General features: G+C 71.2%; 19 protein-coding genes. 17 read left to right on the top strand and 2 right to left on the bottom strand.

The genetic code is table 11. The features are described from left to right. Positions 1 to 109: 109 nt before the first annotated feature. The 17 genes from rpmE to Q1B24_RS10890 all read left to right on the top strand — a co-directional run bounded on the left by rpmE (position 110) and on the right by Q1B24_RS10890 (position 13785). A complete protein-coding gene (rpmE, locus tag Q1B24_RS10970; RefSeq protein ID WP_299927800.1) occupies positions 110 to 349 on the top strand; it encodes a 50S ribosomal protein L31 in 240 nt (79 codons plus the stop codon). 81 nt (positions 350 to 430) lie between these two features. Next, positions 431 to 1504 carry a peptide chain release factor 1 gene (gene prfA, locus Q1B24_RS10965; protein ID WP_299927797.1) on the top strand — a complete coding sequence of 358 codons (1074 nt, stop codon included), beginning with the start codon at positions 431 to 433 and terminating at the stop codon, positions 1502 to 1504. Continuing rightward, entirely contained in the window at positions 1501 to 2376 is an 876-nt protein-coding gene (gene prmC, locus Q1B24_RS10960) for a peptide chain release factor N(5)-glutamine methyltransferase (RefSeq protein WP_299927794.1), read from the top strand. Before prfA ends, prmC begins: the two co-directional genes overlap by 4 nt. Then, on the top strand, positions 2373 to 3038 hold the full coding sequence (locus tag Q1B24_RS10955) for an L-threonylcarbamoyladenylate synthase (protein ID WP_299927791.1): 666 nt from the start codon (positions 2373 to 2375) through the stop codon (positions 3036 to 3038). The genes prmC and Q1B24_RS10955 overlap by 4 nt, the downstream gene beginning before the upstream one ends. Positions 3039 to 3043: 5 nt before the next feature. After that, a complete protein-coding gene (locus tag Q1B24_RS10950) occupies positions 3044 to 4237 on the top strand; it encodes an MraY family glycosyltransferase (protein WP_299927789.1) in 1194 nt (397 codons plus the stop codon). Between the two features lie 79 nt (positions 4238 to 4316). Continuing rightward, positions 4317 to 4775, top strand: coding sequence for a hypothetical protein (locus tag Q1B24_RS10945; protein ID WP_299927786.1), 459 nt, complete (start codon positions 4317 to 4319; stop codon positions 4773 to 4775). Next, entirely contained in the window at positions 4772 to 5080 is a 309-nt protein-coding gene (locus tag Q1B24_RS10940; protein WP_299927783.1) for an AtpZ/AtpI family protein, read from the top strand. Before Q1B24_RS10945 ends, Q1B24_RS10940 begins: the two co-directional genes overlap by 4 nt. Further along, the gene (gene atpB, locus Q1B24_RS10935; protein WP_299927780.1) at positions 5077 to 5865 is read left to right on the top strand and encodes a F0F1 ATP synthase subunit A; all 789 of its coding nucleotides are present in this window, start codon (positions 5077 to 5079) and stop codon (positions 5863 to 5865) included. The genes Q1B24_RS10940 and atpB overlap by 4 nt, the downstream gene beginning before the upstream one ends. A gap of 68 nt (positions 5866 to 5933) precedes the next feature. Beyond that, positions 5934 to 6143 carry an ATP synthase F0 subunit C gene (gene atpE, locus Q1B24_RS10930; RefSeq protein WP_030482691.1) on the top strand — a complete coding sequence of 70 codons (210 nt, stop codon included), beginning with the start codon at positions 5934 to 5936 and terminating at the stop codon, positions 6141 to 6143. 40 nt (positions 6144 to 6183) lie between these two features. Then, positions 6184 to 6744, top strand: a complete 561-nt coding sequence (locus Q1B24_RS10925) for a F0F1 ATP synthase subunit B (protein WP_299927776.1) — start codon at positions 6184 to 6186, stop codon at positions 6742 to 6744. Next, entirely contained in the window at positions 6744 to 7538 is a 795-nt protein-coding gene (locus tag Q1B24_RS10920; protein ID WP_299927773.1) for a F0F1 ATP synthase subunit delta, read from the top strand. Before Q1B24_RS10925 ends, Q1B24_RS10920 begins: the two co-directional genes overlap by 1 nt. 50 nt (positions 7539 to 7588) lie before the next feature. Continuing rightward, positions 7589 to 9229, top strand: a complete 1641-nt coding sequence (atpA, locus tag Q1B24_RS10915) for a F0F1 ATP synthase subunit alpha (RefSeq protein ID WP_299927770.1) — start codon at positions 7589 to 7591, stop codon at positions 9227 to 9229. A gap of 2 nt (positions 9230 to 9231) precedes the next feature. Further along, positions 9232 to 10149: a F0F1 ATP synthase subunit gamma gene (locus Q1B24_RS10910; RefSeq protein WP_299927767.1), complete on the top strand. Its 918-nt coding sequence runs from the start codon at positions 9232 to 9234 to the stop codon at positions 10147 to 10149. Between the two features lie 2 nt (positions 10150 to 10151). Next, positions 10152 to 11609: a F0F1 ATP synthase subunit beta gene (atpD, locus tag Q1B24_RS10905; protein ID WP_299927764.1), complete on the top strand. Its 1458-nt coding sequence runs from the start codon at positions 10152 to 10154 to the stop codon at positions 11607 to 11609. Beyond that, positions 11609 to 12013 (top strand): F0F1 ATP synthase subunit epsilon, encoded by a 405-nt coding sequence (locus Q1B24_RS10900; protein ID WP_299927761.1) that lies wholly within the window; start codon positions 11609 to 11611, stop codon positions 12011 to 12013. Before atpD ends, Q1B24_RS10900 begins: the two co-directional genes overlap by 1 nt. A 77-nt stretch (positions 12014 to 12090) precedes the next feature. Further along, complete coding sequence (locus Q1B24_RS10895; protein WP_299927757.1) at positions 12091 to 12534, top strand: DUF2550 domain-containing protein; 444 nt, start codon at positions 12091 to 12093, stop codon at positions 12532 to 12534. Positions 12535 to 12615: 81 nt separating this feature from the next. Then, positions 12616 to 13785, top strand: a complete 1170-nt coding sequence (locus tag Q1B24_RS10890; RefSeq protein WP_299927755.1) for an MFS transporter — start codon at positions 12616 to 12618, stop codon at positions 13783 to 13785. Here Q1B24_RS10890 and Q1B24_RS10885 read toward each other — a convergent pair. After that, complete coding sequence (locus Q1B24_RS10885; protein ID WP_299927753.1) at positions 13782 to 14756, bottom strand: GGDEF domain-containing protein; 975 nt, start codon at positions 14754 to 14756, stop codon at positions 13782 to 13784. The genes Q1B24_RS10890 and Q1B24_RS10885 overlap by 4 nt on opposite strands. Before the next feature lie 93 nt (positions 14757 to 14849). Further along, positions 14850 to 18026 carry a DEAD/DEAH box helicase gene (locus Q1B24_RS10880; RefSeq protein ID WP_299927751.1) on the bottom strand — a complete coding sequence of 1059 codons (3177 nt, stop codon included), beginning with the start codon at positions 18024 to 18026 and terminating at the stop codon, positions 14850 to 14852. Positions 18027 to 18028: the final 2 nt, after the last annotated feature.

The raw sequence follows: 18028 nt of genomic DNA, 5'->3' as shown, positions 1-18028 counted from the left end.
ATCCACGGATTGGCGCCGTTGTTCACACCGGTGGCACACTTGTGCGCCGGCTCCGGTTCACGTCACTACGCATCCACGCGGGCGACCCGGAGCAATTCGAGAGGACATCATGAAGAAGGACACCCACCCCGAGTACGTCGAGACCCAGGTGACCTGCACCTGCGGCGCGAAGTTCACGACCCGCAGCACCGCGACCTCCGGCTCGATCCACGCCGACGTCTGCTCGCAGTGCCACCCGTTCTACACCGGCAAGCAGAAGATCCTCGACACCGGCGGCCGCGTCGCCCGCTTCGAGGCCCGCTACGCCAAGAAGGCCCCGGCCCAGGCCGAGACGGCCGACACGAAGTAGTCCACGCCAGGCGCCGGTCGCCCGCTCACCGCGGGTGGCCGGCGCCTTGTCGTCTGTCCAGCCGATCCCGAGGAGCCACCGTTGTTCGAAGCCGTCGACGGCATGCGCGAGGAGCACGCCGACCTCGAGCGACGCCTCGCGCTCCCCGAGACCCACGCCGACCAGCGCCTGGCCAAGCGGCTCAACCAGCGCTACGCCGAGCTGACGGCCGTCGTGACGACCTGGCAGGAGTGGCTCCGGCTGGGCGACGACATCGAGGCGGCGCGCGAGCTCGCCTCCGACGACCCCGCCTTCGCGCAGGAGGCCGACGACCTCGCCGTACGTCGGGGAACCGCCGAGGAGCGGCTGCGGCGGCTGCTCGTGCCGCGCGACCCGTCCGACGGCAAGGATGCCCTCCTGGAGATCAAGTCGGGGGAGGGCGGCGAGGAGTCCGCGCTCTTCGCCGGCGACCTGCTGCGGATGTACTCCCGCTACGCCGAGACGCGAGGCTGGAGCGTCGAGCTCCTCGACGCCACCGAGTCCGACCTCGGCGGCTACAAGTCGGTCACCGCGGCCGTGAAGGCCCGCGGGACGGTCGAGCCCGGCCAGGCGCCGTACGCCCTGCTGAAGTTCGAGGGAGGCGTGCACCGCGTCCAGCGGGTGCCGGTCACCGAGTCGCAGGGCCGCGTGCACACGTCGGCGGCGGGTGTCCTGGTGTCGCCCGAGGCGGAGCCGATCGACGTGACCATCGACGACAACGACCTGCGCATCGACGTCTACCGCTCCAGCGGTCCCGGTGGCCAGAGCGTCAACACCACCGACTCGGCCGTGCGGATCACCCACGTGCCCACCGGCATCGTCGCGAGCTGCCAGAACGAGAAGAGCCAGCTGCAGAACAAGGAGTCCGCGATGCGGATCCTGCGCTCGCGGCTGCTGCAGGCCGCCCAGGACGCCGCCGACGCGGAGGCGAGCGACGCGCGGCGCTCGCAGGTGCGCACGGTCGACCGCTCCGAGCGCATCCGCACCTACAACTACCCGGAGAACCGCATCTCCGACCACCGCACCGGCTACAAGTCCTACAACCTCGACCAGGTGCTCGACGGCGACCTGCAGCCGGTGCTCGACTCGTGCGTGGAGACCGACATGGCCGCCCGGCTCGCGGCCCTCGAGTCGTGACCACCCCGGTGAGCGGCGCCCGCGACCTGCGCCGCTCCGCCGCGGCGCGGCTGCGCGAGGCCGGCGTGGCCTCACCCGAGCGTGATGCCGAGCTCCTGCTCGCCCACGTCCTCGACGTCGGGCTCGGCCGGCTGCTGCTGGTCGACGACGTCGACGCCGGCCAGCGCGAGCGGTACGACGCCCTGGTGGCCCGCCGCGCGGCCCGCGAGCCGCTCCAGCACCTGGTCGGCACCGCCGCCTTCCGCCACGTCGAGCTCGCCGTCGGCCCCGGCGTGTTCGTGCCACGCCCCGAGACCGAGCTGCTGGCCGGGTGGGCGATCGAGCAGGCGCAGCTCGTCGCGGCGCTGGTCGAGGGGGAGCGGGCGCCCGTGGTCGTCGACCTGTGCACGGGCTCGGGGGCGATCGCCCGGGCGGTCGCCGACGAGGTCCCGGACGCGGACGTCCACGCGGTCGAGCTCGACGAGCAGGCGTTCGCCTGGGCCGAGCGCAACCTCGCCGGCACCGGCGTCGACCTGCGACCCGGCGACATGGCCACCGCCTTCGACGACCTGGCCGGCGCGGTGGACGTCGTCGTGTGCAACCCGCCCTACATCCCGCTCGAGGCGTGGGAGTCGGTCGCCGTCGAGGCGCGCGACCACGACCCCCACCTCGCGCTCTTCTCCGGCGACGACGGGCTCGACGCGATGCGCGTCCTCGAGCGTCGCGCCGCCCTGCTGCTGCGACCCGGGGGAGTGGTGGGCGCCGAGCACGCCGACGTCCAGGGCGCGGCCGCTCCGGGTGTCTTCGCGGCGTCGGGCCGCTGGCTCGACGTGGCCGACCACCCCGACCTCGCGGGTCGACCGCGCTACCTGACCGCGCGACTGGCACGATGAGCGACGTGGACAGGCTTGCGACCTCGACCGAGGAGGAGCGGGAGGCGGCGGTGAGCGCCGCGGCCGGCGCCGTACGACGGGGAGACCTGGTGGTCATCCCCACCGACACCGTCTACGGCATCGCCGCCGACGCGTTCTCCCACGACGCCGTACGACGCCTCCTGCAGGCCAAGGGTCGCGGTCGCGAGATGCCGCCGCCGGTGCTCGTCTCGGCCGCGACCACCCTCGACGCGCTCGCGGAGAGCGTGCCGCCGTGGGCGCGCACCCTCGTCGAGGAGTTCTGGCCCGGTCCGCTCACGCTCGTGTGCCGGCAGCAGGGCTCGCTCATGTGGGACCTCGGCGAGACCCGCGGCACCGTCGCGGTGCGGATGCCCGACGACGAGGTGGCGCTGGCCGTCCTCGAGCGCACGGGGCCGCTGGCCGTCAGCTCGGCCAACCTCACGGGCCGACCCGCCGCGACCGACGCCGACCAGGCCGAGGAGATGCTCGGCGACGCCGTCGCGGTCATCGTCGACGCCGGGGCGTCCCCGGGCGGCGAGGCCTCGACCATCATCGACGTCACCGTCCCCGAGGGACGGGTGCTGCGGACGGGCGCGCTGTCCCTCGACCAGCTCAACGCTGCGATCGAGGAGCACGGGGTCGTGCTCGAAGACCGGGGCTAGGCCGGATGCGGGAGTACCTCCTCGTCTTCCTGGTCGCCCTCTCGGTGACCTACCTCCTCACGGTCGTCGCGCGGGAGATCGCGCTGCGCACGGGTGCCGTCGCCCCCGTCCGCGACCGCGACGTGCACGCCGAGCCGATCCCCTACCTCGGCGGCCTGGCCATGCTCGGCGGCCTCTACGCCGCCTACCTCGTCGCCCGGCACCTGCCGTTCCTGTCCACGAGCGAGGAGTTCGTCCTCCCCGACGCCGGTGCCGTGCTCCTGGCGGGGGCCCTGGTGTGCGCGGTCGGGGTGATCGACGACATCTTCGACCTCGACGCGCTGACCAAGCTGGGCGGGCAGGTCCTCGCCGCCGGCCTGCTGGTCACCCAGGGGGTGCGCTTCTACTACTTCCCGGCCGCCGACGGCACGCAGTTCTCCCTCGACGACGTTCAGGGTGCGGTGCTGACCCTGGTCGTGGTGATCGGCACGATGAACGCCGTCAACTTCGTCGACGGGCTCGACGGCCTCGCCGCGGGCGTGGTGGGCATCGGTGCGGCGGCGTTCTTCCTCTACTGCTACTTCGCCTCCGCGCAGACCAACCTGACGCTCGCCACGACCGGCGCCCTGCTGAGCGCGGCCCTGGCGGGGGCGTGCGCGGGCTTCCTCCCGCACAACTTCCATCCCGCCCGTCTCTTCATGGGCGACTCCGGCTCGATGCTGATCGGGCTGGTGCTGTCCGCGAGCGCGCTGACCCTGACCGGTCAGTTCGTCGGCATGCCGGAGACGACGGGCAACAGCCTCTTCGTGACCGTGCTGCCGGTGCTGCTGCCGATCTCGCTGCTGATGGTGCCGATCGTCGACCTCGTGCTGGCCGTCGTACGACGCACCCGCGCGGGCCGCTCGCCGATGAGCGCCGACAAGCAGCACCTGCACCACCGCCTCCTCGAGATCGGCCACTCCCAGCGACGTGCGGTGCTGATCATGTGGACGTGGGCCTTCACGATCGCGACCGGAGCCGTCCTGGTCAGCCTGTTCGACGACCCCCTGGTGTGGTGGAGCGTCGGCTCGATGATCGTGCTGAGCGTGGCGCTTACCTTCGTGCTGCCCAAGGTCCACCGCCCGCGCAAGACGGGGCTGGGGGACACCGGGCTCTCCGAGAACGCCGGCCCCGAGGGGCGTGCCGAGGAGCGCACGGACGAGGCCGTCCCGGGCTCCTGAATTGCGGCGGTCCGACGACCTTGTGATAGTTTTCACGAGCAGTCACGCACCGACCGCCGAGACCAGACAGGCCGCCGAAATGACGACCGAGAGCCGCGCGATCACCCGCCGCAGCAGCCTCGTGCCGGGCGTCCGGGTCGTCGTCCGCGCAGCCGCCCTCACGGCGCTCGCCGGCGCTCTCCTCGTGGCCCTCGCCGTCGTCGTGCACGGCGCGGAGGCGGCCGGAGCAGCCGCGGTCGGCGCCGCGCTGGTGGTCGTCGTAGTGTCCTTCGGCACGCTGTCGCTGCACGTCGTCGCGAGCGCGATGCCCACGGCGTCCCTGTTGGTCGCACTCGTCACCTACGCGACCCAGCTCGCGATCGTGCTGCTGGTCTTCCTCGCGATCACGCGCGGCGACGCCTTCTCCAGCGACCAGGCGCGCGGCTGGTTGGCCGCGGGGATGGTGCTCGCCACGCTGGTGTGGACGGCCGCCCACCTCGTGCTGACCGCTCGCGAGCGGGCCCCCTACTTCGACCTCCCGCCCGGGGGTGAGTCATGACTGCCACGACTGCTAAAGTCCGCAGCGCCATGGCCGAGTCCGGTGCCACGACCTCCCAGCCGCCACGCAGCAGCGTTCCCAGCTACCTGGTGGCCGGGGTGCTGTTCTACGGAGCGGTCGGTTGGCTCCTGGACCAGTGGCTGGGCACCCGCTTCCTGGTGGCGGCGGGAGTCCTGCTGGGCGGCGGACTTGGCACGTACATGATGATCGTGCAGCTCCGGCGGCAGACCGCCGCGGAGCAGGCGCAGGTCAGCACCACGAGCAGCACGACGAGCAACAAGACGAGCAACGAGGAGTCGGAGTGAGCATCAGCCAGCCTGTCGCGGCAGAGGGCGGTTCGGGATTCCAGGCCCCCGGCCCCGGGAGCTTCGAGCTGCCCCCGATCTTCGGTGACGTCACGAAGCCGATGCTGCTGCTCGCGCTGTCGGCCGTGCTGATCTTCGGCTTCTTCTACGCCGCCACGCGCAACGCCTCGCTCGTGCCGGGACGCGTGCAGTTCGCCGGCGAGATGATCTACGGCTTCGTGCGCAACAACATGGCTCGCGACAACATCGGCAGCGAGCACTACATGAAGTTCGTGCCCTACCTCTTCACGCTGTTCACCTTCATCCTGGTGAACAACTACTACGGCGTGATCCCGTTCCTGCAGTTCCCGAGCTTCTCGCGCATCGGCTTCATCGTGCCGCTCGCGCTGATGAGCTGGCTCCTCTACATCGGCGCCGGCATCTGGAAGCACGGAGCGCTCGGCTACCTCAAGCACGCCACGATGCCCAGCGGCGTCAAGGGCCCGATCCTGCTGCTGCTCGTGCCGCTGGAGTTCTTCTCCAACATCATCATCCGCCCGTTCACGCTCACGCTGCGTCTGTTCGGCAACATGTTCGCCGGCCACCTGCTGCTGATCCTGTTCGCCACCGGCGGTGCCGCCCTCCTCGCGAGTGGCAACATCCTCTACGGCGCTGTCGGCGTGCTGTCCTTCGGGCTCGGCATCGGCGTCAGCTTCCTGGAGATGCTGGTCATGTTCCTCCAGGCCTACGTCTTCACCCTCCTGAGCTCGATGTACATCGGCGAGGCCCTCGCCGACGAGCACTGATCCGCACCACCCCACAAGTTTCGCCAAACAGCGGCGCGAGAGACGCGTCGCCGACGAAAGGAAAAGCCGTGGAAGGCTCCATCAACCTGGTCGGTCTCGGCCTGTCCGCCATCGGTCCCGGTGTCGGTATCGGCCTGATCTTCGCCGCGTTCATCTCCGGTGTCGCGCGCCAGCCCGAGGCCCAGAGCCGTCTGCAGTCGATCGCCATCCTTGGCTTCGTTCTCGCCGAGGCGCTCTTCATCATCACCGTCGCGCTCGCGTTCGTCCTGCCTCTCTGACGACCACCGCACCCAGCTCTAGACCGTAGGAGTTCGACTCATGGACCACATCGTCCTGGCGGCGGCGGAGGGGGAGACCCACAGTCCGGTTCTGCCGGTCTGGTCAGAGGTCATCCTCGCCCTGATCGTCTTCGCGATCCTCTATGTGCTCATGCGCAAGTTCGTCGTGCCGAGCTTCGAGAAGACGTTCGCCGAGCGCACGCAGGCGATCGAGGGTGGACTCAGTGCGGCCGAGTCCAAGCAGGCCGAGGCCGACGCCAAGCTCGCCGAGCTCGAGAAGCAGCTCGCCGACGCCCGGCACGAGGCCGCGCGCATCCGTGAGGAGGCACGCGAGCAGGGCGCCGGGATCATCGCCGAGATGCGGGAGCAGGCCCAGGCCGAGTCCACCCGCATCGTCGAGCACGGCAAGACGCAGATCGAGGCGGAGCGCCAGCAGGCGGTCACCTCGCTCCGCGCCGAGGTCGGCGCGCTCGCGACCGGCCTGGCCGGTCGCATCGTGGGAGAGAGCCTCGACGACGAGGCTCGCCAGAGCCGCGTGGTCGACCGCTTCCTCTCCGAGCTCGAGACGCAGAACGGCACCACCTCGGGGAGCGTCAACTGATGATGCGAGGAGCGTCCGCGGACGCCTACGCCGCAGCCGCCGAGGCCCTTCCGGCCTCCGGCGACCTGGGCAAGGTGGCTCAGGACCTGTTCGGGATCTCCGACCTGGTCCGTTCCGAGCCGGGCCTGCGACGCGTCGCGACCGACGCGTCGATCCCCGGCGCGGCCAAGGCCGACCTCCTGCGCGGAGTGCTGGCCGGCAAGGTCTCGACAGAGGCGCTCGACGTGGTGACCACCGCGGTCTCCCAGCGCTGGAGCGCGGGGCGCGACCTGCCCGACGCGCTCGAGGAGCTGGGGGTCGTGGCGGCCGTCCGGTCGACCGGCGGCGACGTCGCCCGCCTCGAGGACGAGATCTTCGCGGTGGGTCGGCTCGTCCAGGCCAACCCGGACCTGCGTGACGCGCTGTCCGACCCGGCTCGCAGCCGCGACGACAAGTCGGCCCTCATCAGCGGCCTGCTCGGCGACAAGGTCCTCCCCGCGACCGTGGCCCTCGTGCGGCAGTCGCTGTCGGGGAGCCACCGCACCGTGACGGTGGCCCTTGCCAGCTACCAGAAGGTGGCTGCGGAGGTCCGCGGGCAGGGGGTCGCGACCGTGCGCGTGGCCCAGCCGCTCGGCCAGCCCGAGCGTGACCGGCTGGCCGCCGCCCTTGCGCGCACCTATGGTCGCGAGGTGCACCTCAACGTCATCGTCGACCCGGAGGTCATCGGTGGCATCCGCGTCGAGATCGGCGACGACGTCATCGACGGCACCGTCTCCTCCCGCCTCGACGAGGCCGGGCGCAGGCTCGCCGGCTGACCAGTGACATCCACAAACTTTCGAGCAGACCAGAGAACAGGTGAGATGAAATGACGGAGCTGTCCATCCGTCCGGACGAGATCCGCGACGCTCTTCAGCGCTTCGTGTCGGACTACAAGCCCGAGTCGGCGACCAAGGAAGAGGTCGGCACCGTGGCCGAGGCCGCGGACGGCATCGCCCGTGTCTCCGGCCTGCCGTCGGTGATGGCCAACGAGCTGCTCGAGTTCGAGGACGGCACGCTCGGCCTCGCCCTCAACCTCGACACCCGCGAGGTCGGCGTCGTGGTCCTGGGTGACTTCGACAAGATCGAGGAGGGCCAGACCGTGCGTCGCACGGGCGAGATCCTCTCGGTCCCCGTGGGCGAGGGCTACCTCGGCCGCGTGGTCGACCCGCTCGGCACCCCGATCGACGGCCTCGGCGAGATCGCGTCCGACGAGCGCCGCGCCCTCGAGCTGCAGGCTCCCGGCGTGATGGTGCGCAAGTCCGTGCACGAGCCCCTGGCCACCGGCATCAAGGCCATCGACTCCCTCACGCCGATCGGCCGTGGCCAGCGCCAGCTGATCATCGGTGACCGCGCGACCGGCAAGACCACGATCGCGATCGACACGATCATCAACCAGAAGGCCAACTGGGAGTCCGGTGACCCGGACAAGCAGGTGCGCTGCATCTACGTCGCCATCGGCCAGAAGGGCTCGACCATCGCCTCCGTGCGTGGCGCCCTCGAGGAGGCGGGCGCGCTGGAGTACACCACCATCGTCGCCTCGCCGGCGTCGGACTCCGCGGGCTTCAAGTACCTCGCGCCCTACACCGGCTCGGCCATCGGCCAGCACTGGATGTACGACGGCAAGCACGTCCTGATCGTCTTCGACGACCTGACCAAGCAGGCCGAGGCCTACCGCGCGGTGTCGCTGCTGCTGCGTCGCCCGCCGGGCCGCGAGGCCTACCCCGGCGACGTGTTCTACCTGCACAGCCGGCTCCTCGAGCGTTGCGCGAAGCTGTCCGACGACATGGGCAAGGGCTCGATGACCGGTCTGCCGATCATCGAGACGAAGGCCAACGACGTCTCGGCCTTCATCCCGACCAACGTCATCTCGATCACCGACGGTCAGATCTTCCTCCAGTCCGACCTGTTCGCGGCCAACCAGCGCCCCGCCATCGACGTGGGTGTCTCGGTCTCGCGCGTGGGTGGCTCGGCGATGACCAAGGCCATGAAGGCGGTCACCGGCTCGCTCAAGGTCGACCTGGCGCAGTTCCGCGCCATGGAGGCCTTCGCGATGTTCGCCTCCGACCTCGACGCGGCCTCGCGCCAGCAGCTCGACCGCGGTCAGCGCCTGATGGCCCTGCTCAAGCAGCCGCAGTACTCGCCGTACCCGGTCGAGGAGATGACCGTCTCGCTGTGGACCGGCACGTCGGGTCGCCTCGACAAGGTCCCGACCGACGACGTGCTGCGCTTCGAGAACGAGTTCCTCGACTACCTGCGCCGCAGCCACGAGGGCATCCTCGCCGGCATCCGGGAGTCCCTGAAGTTCGAGGACTCCACCGAGGACCAGCTGGCATCTGCCTACGACTCCTTCCTCGACCAGTTCGAGACCTCCGACGGCCAGAGCATCAAGGCCGGCAAGGAAGAGCACGTCGCCCTCGAGGACGAGGACGTCGAGCAGGAGCAGATCGTCAAGCAGAAGCGGGGCTGACGATGGCTCTCTCGGTACGCGAGTACCGCGCGCGGATCAGGTCGACGGAGTCGATGAAGAAGATCACGCGTGCCATGGAGCTCATCGCGGCGTCCCGCATCATCAAGGCGCAGCAGCGGGCCCAGGCGGCAGCGCCGTACGCCCGCGAGCTCACCCGCGCGGTGTCGGCCGTGGCGACGTTCTCCAACGTCGACCACGCGCTGACGCTGGAGCCGGAGGACCCGAAGAAGGCCGCAGTCCTCATCATCACCTCCGACCGCGGTCTGGCCGGCGCCTACTCCTCGAGCGTGATCAAGGAGGCCGAGCGCCTCGTCGAGAAGCTCAAGGGCGAGGGCAAGGACGTCGACCTCTACACCAGCGGTCGCAAGGGCGAGGCCTACTTCAAGTTCCGCCAGCGCGCGGTGGTCCAGGCCTGGACGGGCTTCTCCGACCAGCCGACCTACGACGTGGCTGCCGAGATCGGCGCGACGCTGATCGAGGCGTTCCTCGCCGAGACCGGCGACGAGGGCCACGCGGTCGACGAGGTCCACGTGGTCTACACGCGGTTCCGCTCGATGCTGAGCCAGGAGCCGACGGCCGTACGCCTGCTGCCGCTGGAGGTCGTCGAGGGCACCGAGGCGCCCGACAAGGCTGACCTGCTGCCGCTCTACGAGTTCGAGCCGTCCCCCTCGGAGGTGCTCGACTCCCTGCTCCCGCGCTACGTCCAGAGCCGGATCTTCTTCGCCCTGCTGCAAGCGGCCGCCTCCGAGCTGGCCGCTCGCCAGAAGGCGATGAAGTCCGCCACGGACAACGCCGACGAGCTCATCAAGAAGTACAAGCGCATCGCCAACCAGGCCCGCCAGGCTGGCATTACCCAAGAGATCAGCGAGATCGTCGGTGGCGTCAACGCCCTTGCCGACGCACAAGCCGGGAGTGAGTGAACATGACTGCCACTGTTGAAGAGACGACCACCCAGGGCGGGGCCGGCGCTGTCGGCCGCATCGCCCGGGTCATCGGCCCCGTCGTGGACATCGAGTTCCCGACCGACTCGATGCCCCCCATCTACAACGCCCTGACCTGCGACTTCCAGCTGAGCGGCGAGACCAAGTCGATCATCCTCGAGGTCGCCCAGCACATCGGTGACGGCATGGTCCGCGCGATCTCGATGAAGCCGACCGACGGCCTCGTCCGCGGTGGCCAGGTCACCGACACCGGCGCGTCGATCACGGTCCCCGTGGGCGACGCGACGCTCGGCAAGGTGTTCAACACCACGGGCGACGTGCTCAACCTCGCCGAGGGCGAGACCTTCGAGCCCGCCGAGCGCTGGGGCATCCACCGCAAGGCCCCGGCCTTCGACCAGCTCGAGTCCAAGACCCAGATGTTCGAGACGGGCATCAAGGTCATCGACCTGCTGACCCCCTACGTGCAGGGCGGCAAGATCGGCCTGTTCGGTGGTGCCGGCGTCGGCAAGACCGTGCTCATCCAGGAGATGATCGCGCGAGTCGCCAAGGACCACGGTGGTGTGTCGGTGTTCGCCGGTGTCGGTGAGCGCACCCGTGAGGGCAACGACCTCATCGTCGAGATGGAGGAGGCCGGCGTCCTCGGCCAGACCGCCCTCGTCTTCGGTCAGATGGACGAGCCGCCGGGCACCCGCCTGCGTGTCGCCCTGTCGGCCCTGACGATGGCGGAGTACTTCCGCGACGTGCAGAAGCAGGACGTGCTGCTCTTCATCGACAACATCTTCCGCTTCACCCAGGCCGGTTCCGAGGTCTCCACGCTGCTCGGCCGCATGCCGTCCGCGGTGGGCTACCAGCCCAACCTGGCCGACGAGATGGGTCAGCTCCAGGAGCGCATCACCTCGACGCGTGGTCACTCGATCACCTCGCTGCAGGCGATCTACGTCCCCGCCGACGACTACACCGACCCGGCTCCGGCCACGACCTTCGCGCACCTCGACGCGACCACCGAGCTGTCGCGAGAGATCGCCTCGCTCGGCATCTACCCGGCCGTGGACCCGCTGACGTCGACCTCGCGGATCCTCGACCCGCAGTACATCGGTGAGGACCACTACCGCTGCGCCGTCCGGATCAAGCAGATCCTCCAGCGCAACAAGGAGCTGCAGGACATCATCGCGATCCTCGGTGTCGACGAGCTCTCCGAGGAGGACAAGATCATCGTGTCCCGGGCCCGCCGCATCCAGCGCTTCCTGTCGCAGAACACCTACGTCGCCAAGCAGTTCACCGGCATCGAGGGTTCGACCGTCCCGGTGGCCGACACCATCGAGGCGTTCAACAAGATCGCTGACGGCGAGTACGACCACGTGGCCGAGCAGGCCTTCTTCATGTGCGGCGGTCTGGACGACGTCGAGCAGAAGTGGGCCGAGATCCAGAAGAGCCTCTGATGGCGGAGTCGTCCGACAAGGTCCTCCAGGTCGAGCTGGTCGCCGCCGACCGGCTCGTCTGGTCGGGCCAGGCCACCATGGTCATCGCCCGCACCACCGAGGGTGACGTCGGCATCCTGCCCAACCACGCGCCGCTGCTGTCCTCGATCATCGAGGGCGTCGTGGACGTGCAGACGGCAGAGGGCGAGACCTGGATCGCGGCCGTCGACGCCGGGTTCCTCTCGGTCGCCGACAACCGCGTCTCGATCCTCGCCGAGCGCGCCGAGATGTCCCACGAGATCGACCTGGAGAAGGCACGCCAGGACCTCGAGCGGGCGAAGGCGTCGGGCGAGAACGACGACGCGGCCCAGGAGGCCGTACGACGCGCCGAGGCCCGGATCCGGGCCGTGGAGCGGGCCTCCTGACGAGGGCTCCGGACCGACCGCTAGGGTGAGCGCACGAACCGCAGGGTTCGTGCGCTCACTGCGTTCGAGGGGTGTGGATGCCGGTCTGGGAATGGGCGCTCGACATCGTCGGGCTGTGCCTGCTCCTCGCCCTGCTCTACGGCGTCGCCCTCATCGTCCGGCGCCGTCTGCTGGCGCGCCACGGCGGCACCTTCGAGCTCAGCTACCGGGTGCGCACCGAGCACCCCGGGCGCGGCTGGCTGCTCGGCATCGGGCGCTACTCCGGGCAGTCGCTGGAGTGGTTCCGCATCTTCTCCCTGTCCCCGCGCCCCAAGCGGGTGTGGGCTCGTGACCTGCTCGACTACGCCGGGCGCCGCTCGCCGGCCGGGGCCGAGGAGCTGTCGCTCTACGACGGTCACGTCGTGGCCTCGTGCCACTACGACGGCGAGCCGCTGGAGATCGCGATGAGCGAGGCGTCCCTCACCGGCTTCCAGTCCTGGCTCGAGGCCGGCCCGCCCGGCACCGACTGGAACAGGCGCTAGCCCGCCGGGCGTGGTGCCGGGCCGTCGAGCCGCCCACCCGCACCCGTTCGAGTCGTTCCGCCCGCACCGAGGAGCAGCACCGTGCCGACCCTGACCGCCGCCCGCAACGCCGTGGGGCTGACGTTCTTCCTCAACGGCCTGGTCTTCGCCAGCTGGGTCTCCCGCATCCCCGAGGTGCGCTCCAGCTTCGACCTCACCAACGGTCAGCTCGGCCTCGTCCTCCTCGCCATCGCGGTGGGTTCGGTGCTGGCGCTGCCGACCACCGGCGCCGCCATCAACGCCCTCGGCACCGTCCGCATCGTGCGGCTGGGGACGGTCGCGGCCACGCTCGGGATGGCCACCGCCGCTCTCGGGCTGGGCCACGTGCTGCCGCTGACCGTCGCCGGTCTCTTCGTCTACGGGCTGGGCATCGGCGTGTGGGACGTGGCGATGAACGTCGAGGGGGCCGAGGTCGAGCGCGGCCTCCGGCGCACGATCATGCCGCGCTTCCACGCCGGCTTCAGCGGCGGCACGGTGGTCGGCGCCCTGGGTGGCGCGCTGCTGATCGAGCTCGACGTGCCCGCCGTCGTCCACCTCGTGGGCGTGGTGGTGCTCGCCATCGTGCTGGTCTGGCGCTCCTCGCCGTCCTTCCTGCCGGTCGCGGAGCGGCACGAGCAGACCGCCTCCTCCGCGGCCCGTGCGTGGCTCGAGCCGCGCACGCTGCTCATCGGCGTGATGGTGCTGGCCCTGGCGATGACCGAGGGCACGGCCAACGACTGGCTCGCCGTCGCGCTGGTCGACGGGCACGACGTCTCGCACGCCGTCGGGGTGGCCGGGTTCGCCGTCTTCGTGCTGGCGATGACCGCGGGCCGCTTTGCCGGCACCGGCCTGATCGACAGGTTCGGGCGCGTGGTCGTGCTGTGGGGCACCATGGTGCTCGCCGGCGCCGGCGTCCTGCTGATCGTCCTCGCCGACCAGCCAGCGCTGGTCGTGGTCGGCATCGTGCTCTGGGGCGTGGGCGCCTCGCTCGGCTTCCCCGTCGGCATGAGTGCCGCCGCCGACGACCCGGTCCGGGCGGCGTCGCGGGTCAGCGTCGTGTCGACCATCGGCTACGCGGCGTTCCTCGCCGGCCCGCCGCTCCTCGGCTTCGTCGGCGACGAGGTCGGCACGCTCAAGGCCCTGCTCGTGGTCGCCGTGCTCCTGATGCCCGCGGCGCTGGTCGTGCCGGCGGCCCGTGAGCAGCGGGTCGGCGAGTCCGAGCGGGTGGCCTAGCAGGCGCGGCGTCGCCGCTTGTCGACGTACATCGCAGCGTCGGCAGCGGCCTCGGTCTCGGCGATCGTGCCCGTCCGGTCGAGCGTGGCGACGCCGACCCCCGCCGAGAGGCCGGCAGCAGCCAGCTCGGTGCGGATCCGGTCGGCGTAGACGGCGACCTGGGAGGCGGTGGTCTGTGGGCACAGGACGGCGAACTCGTCGCCACCCAGCCTGGCCACCACATCGGTCTGTCGCGACGACCCGCGCACCACGCCGGCCGCCCGGCGCAGCATGGCGTCGCCGGCTGCGTGGCCCTGGCCGTCGTTGACCTGCTTGAGGCCGTCGAGGTCGATCATCACGATGCTCGCGTGGTCACCGAGCCGGTGGTGGCGGGCCTCCTCGGTCGACAGCGCGCGGTGCCAGGAGCGCCGGTTGCGCAGCCCGGTCAGCGGGTCGGTCTCCGACTCCAGCAGGGTCTGCTCCAGGCGCCGGGCCAGCGAGACGGTGCGGCCGTCAAGGTTGCGCACCACGCTCAGCAGCTGGCCGAGCAGTTCCAGCAGCGGGGTGAGCTCGGTGAAGGACTCGGGTCGGGCCTCCGGGTCGATGCCGCAGATCGTGCCGAAGAGCGTCTGGTCGCTGTTGTAGACGGGGATCCCGACGTAGCTGGTGACGTCGAGGGCCCGCGCCGCGCTGTTGCCGGAGTAGGCCGGGACGCGGGTGATGTCGGGAGCGACGCTGGGAGCCCCGGTGACCCACATCGCGTGGCACAGGGAGTCCTCCCAGGCAGGCCCGTCGCCCACGTCGAGCCCGAACGCGTTGTCGGGGGTTACGTCGAGGTAGACCTGTCGACCGTCGATCACCCGCGACACGGTCCAGAATCCCATCGGCACGTGGGCCTGCAGGTGGTCGAGGACCAGGCGGGAGGCGTCCTCGAAGCTCGTCATCGTGGCCAGCGCCGGCGGCGGTGCGGGGATGGAGCTCTGCAGGGGCACGTCTCTCCTCGGAGCGTGTGGGCGACGGTCCGGAGCATTGTCGCCTCGAGGCGGTCGTCCGCGCAGGCGCATGCGAGCGAAAGGCGCGCGGGTTCAGTCCTCGAACAGTCCGCGGATGTCGTCGGCGGTGATGCCGGTCGACGTCGCGCCGCCGCCGTCGACCACCTTGGCGAACAGCTCGGCCTTGCGGGCCTTGAGGGCCGTCACCTTCTCCTCGATGGTGTCGGTGGCCACCATGCGGTAGACGAGGACGTGCTTGTCCTGCCCGATCCGGTGCGCGCGGTCCACCGCCTGCGCCTCGGCGGCGGGGTTCCACCACGGGTCGAGCAGGAAGACGTAGTCGGCCTCGGTGAGGGTCAGGCCGGTGCCGCCCGCCTTGAGGCTGATCAGGAACACCGGCGCCTCGCCGCGACGGAAGGCCTCGATGACCTCCTCGCGGTCGCGCGTCGAGCCGTCGAGGTAGACGGTCGCGACGCCCTCCTCGGTGAGCCGGTCGCGCACCCGGCGCAGATAGGAGGTGAACGTGCTGAACACCAGCGAGCGGTGGCCCTCGGCGGTGATCTCGACGAGGTGCTCGGCGAGCAGCTGGGTCTTCGCCGAGCCGACCCGGTCGTGGGCGGGGTCGACGAGCGCGGGGTCGAGGGCGAGCTGCCGCAGGCGGGTGAGCGCACCGAAGATCGCCATCCGGTTGCGGTCGAAGTCGTCCACGAGTCCCAGGATCTTCTGGCGCTCCTTGGCGAGGTGGGTGTCGTAGATCCGGCGGTGCCGCGGCTCGAGCTCGACCTCGAGGACCTGCTCCTGCTTGGGCGGCAGGTCGGCGGCGACGAGGTCCTTGGTGCGCCGGAGCACGAAGGGACGGATGCGGGTGCGGAAGCGCCGGAGCGACGCTTCGTCGCCGTCCTTCTCGACCGGTCCGACCACGACGTCGCGGAAGCGCCGCGAGGTGGGGTAGAGGCCGGGCGCGGTGATCGAGAGCAGCGCCCAGAGCTCCATCAGCCGGTTCTCGAAGGGGGTGCCGGTGACGGCGAGGCGGAAGTCGGAGTCGATCGAGCGGACGGCGGCGTAGGTCTTGCCGAGGTGGTTCTTGACCTGCTGCGCCTCGTCGAGCACCAGTCCGCTCCACCGTCGTGCGGCGAACTGCTCGTGCTCGAGGCGCAGCATGGCGTAGGTGGTGACCACCACGTCGTGGGTCGCGGCGGTCCGCGCCACGTCGTCGGTGCGACGGCGTACGACGCCCACGCGCAGGCCCGGCGCGTGGGTGACCGCCTGCTGGCGCCACGCCGTGACCACGCTCGTCGGAGCGACCACGAGGAAGGGCGCCTCGAGCCCGGAGGACCGTACGTGCTCGACGAGCGCGAGCACCTGCAGCGTCTTCCCGAGGCCCATGTCGTCGGCGAGGATGCCGCCGAGTCCGTGGTCGTGCAGGAAGGCCAGCCACCAGAAGCCGTCGCGCTGGTAGGGGCGGAGCTCGGTGGTCAGGCCCGGCGGCGGGTCGGGGCGCGGCAGGTCGGTGACGGCGCGCAGGGCGGTCGCCCGCTCGACCCACGCCGCAGCCCGCTCGTCGACGACCCCGAGGTCGGCCAGCTCGGCCCACACGGCCACGTCGTGGGAGCCCACGCTGAGGCGGTCGGCCTCCGACTCGCGCAGCTGGGCCGCCAGGGCCACCAGCTCGTGCAGCCGGGCGAACTCGGGCCGGTCGAGCGTGACGTAGAGGCCGCTGGGCAGCACCAGGAACTCCTCCTCGTGCGTGAGCGCCGCCAGCACGTCGGGCAGCGGCACCTGCTCGCCGTCGACGCTCACCCGTACCTCCAGGTCGAGCCAGTCGGTGTGGTCGGGCTGGGCGTCAGCGAGCACGAAGGCGATCTCGGGGTCCTCGGTCGACTCACGGAAGTCGGGAGGCGTGCGCTCGTCGACGTCGAGGTCGGGGAGGGTGCGCAGGTGCGGGAGCTCGTGCAGGGCGAACGCGAGGGCGTCGCCCCCGGACACCGAGTCCGGCACGGTCCCGGTCGTCGCACCGGAAGGGGCGAGCGAGTCGGGCAACGTGGCGAGGACCGAGCGCTCGACCGCGGGGTCTCGCAGGCCGTCGAGCGGGTCGGTCGCGTCGACGTCGCAGCGCCGGTCACCGTAGACCCACTGCCAGCGCAGGGCGGCCGAGGACGACGACTGCCAGGTGACCGTCAGCGAGAGCCGGGGGCGCGGCGGCGCCGGCACCTCCACCGAGCCGTCGGACGACTCGACCACCAGGCTGCGCGCCAGGGGCGCGAGCGCCTCCAGGAAGGCGTCGCGCTCGTCACGCGGGACGACCACGCCCCCGCGGTCGAGGACGAGGTCCATCAGCGCGTCGTGGCACGGCTCCGACAGCTCGGCGAGGACCACGTCGTCGTCCTCGAACAGGGCCACCGAGGTGGCCGGGCGACCGAGGGGGACCACCGCGCCCGCGCGCCAGCGTCGACCCTGCAGTCGCACCGCGACCTCGAGGCGCAGCTCGTCGTCGACCTCGACGAGGTCGGCGACGACCTCCGCCGGCTCCGGGGCGACGCCGACCGACGCGAGCCCGGCGCCGGGGACGAGGGTCACCCCCTGGGAGACCGCATGGCGCAGCGTCGGCACCAGGCGGTCGCCGTAGTCCTCCAGGGCGGAGGGCGCGCCCGCCACGACGTAGGCGTGGCGCGCGACCAGGCCGCGGTGGAGGGCACGCAGGGCGTCGACCTGCGCGGGCACGAAGCGCGAGGTCGCCACCGGCCCGGCGATGTCGCTCCACTCCGCCCCGCTGCGCGCCCACCCCCGTCGCGCCCCGGGCCGCACCGGACGCATCGAGAGCTCGCCGGCCGTCCCCCGGGACCAGCGTGACGCCGGGCGCCTGCTGAGCTCGAGCCCGAGGCGCTGGCCGGTCAGCGTCGAGCGCGCCCGGGCCTCGAGGTCGCCCGTGAGCCGGCCGAGCTGGTGGCGCCAGGCCGAACCGGTGACCGCCGGCGCGGGGGAGCGCAGCGTCAGCGCGACGGCCGCGCCGTGCTTGCACATCCGCGCCACGGGGCACGAGCAGGCGCTGAAGACCCAGTCGGCCGTGTCGTCGACCTCGGCATGGAACTGGACCCGGTAGGGGACCGGGGCGGTGCCCAGGACCGTCGCGGTGGCGGTCAAGGAGCTGTCGGTCTCGTGGACGACCTCGACCTCCTCGACCGCGTCGAGGTAGTGCCGGGCGCGCGTCAGCGTGCCGGGGTCGAAGAACCCGGCGAGGTAGGCGTCGGTGAGCGCGCGGCGGATGTCCATGG

It is taken from the genome of uncultured Nocardioides sp., assembly GCF_947488025.1.
Taxonomy (GTDB): domain Bacteria; phylum Actinomycetota; class Actinomycetes; order Propionibacteriales; family Nocardioidaceae; genus Nocardioides.
This window is presented reverse-complemented; position numbering and strand designations above follow the sequence as displayed.

Excerpts from the sequence above, each read along its gene's own strand:
- rpmE (WP_299927800.1), top strand. The coding sequence starts at position 110 with ATGAAGAAGGACACCCACCCCGAGTACGTCGAGACCCAGGTGACCTGC.
- Q1B24_RS10955 (WP_299927791.1), top strand. The coding sequence starts at position 2,373 with ATGAGCGACGTGGACAGGCTTGCGACCTCGACCGAGGAGGAGCGGGAG.
- Q1B24_RS10950 (WP_299927789.1), top strand. The coding sequence starts at position 3,044 with ATGCGGGAGTACCTCCTCGTCTTCCTGGTCGCCCTCTCGGTGACCTAC.
- Q1B24_RS10945 (WP_299927786.1), top strand. The coding sequence starts at position 4,317 with ATGACGACCGAGAGCCGCGCGATCACCCGCCGCAGCAGCCTCGTGCCG.
- Q1B24_RS10940 (WP_299927783.1), top strand. The coding sequence starts at position 4,772 with ATGACTGCCACGACTGCTAAAGTCCGCAGCGCCATGGCCGAGTCCGGT.
- Q1B24_RS10925 (WP_299927776.1), top strand. The coding sequence starts at position 6,184 with ATGGACCACATCGTCCTGGCGGCGGCGGAGGGGGAGACCCACAGTCCG.
- Q1B24_RS10920 (WP_299927773.1), top strand. The coding sequence starts at position 6,744 with ATGATGCGAGGAGCGTCCGCGGACGCCTACGCCGCAGCCGCCGAGGCC.
- atpA (WP_299927770.1), top strand. The coding sequence starts at position 7,589 with ATGACGGAGCTGTCCATCCGTCCGGACGAGATCCGCGACGCTCTTCAG.
- Q1B24_RS10910 (WP_299927767.1), top strand. The coding sequence starts at position 9,232 with ATGGCTCTCTCGGTACGCGAGTACCGCGCGCGGATCAGGTCGACGGAG.
- atpD (WP_299927764.1), top strand. The coding sequence starts at position 10,152 with ATGACTGCCACTGTTGAAGAGACGACCACCCAGGGCGGGGCCGGCGCT.
- Q1B24_RS10900 (WP_299927761.1), top strand. The coding sequence starts at position 11,609 with ATGGCGGAGTCGTCCGACAAGGTCCTCCAGGTCGAGCTGGTCGCCGCC.
- Q1B24_RS10895 (WP_299927757.1), top strand. The coding sequence starts at position 12,091 with ATGCCGGTCTGGGAATGGGCGCTCGACATCGTCGGGCTGTGCCTGCTC.
- Q1B24_RS10880 (WP_299927751.1), bottom strand. The coding sequence starts at position 18,026 with ATGGACATCCGCCGCGCGCTCACCGACGCCTACCTCGCCGGGTTCTTC.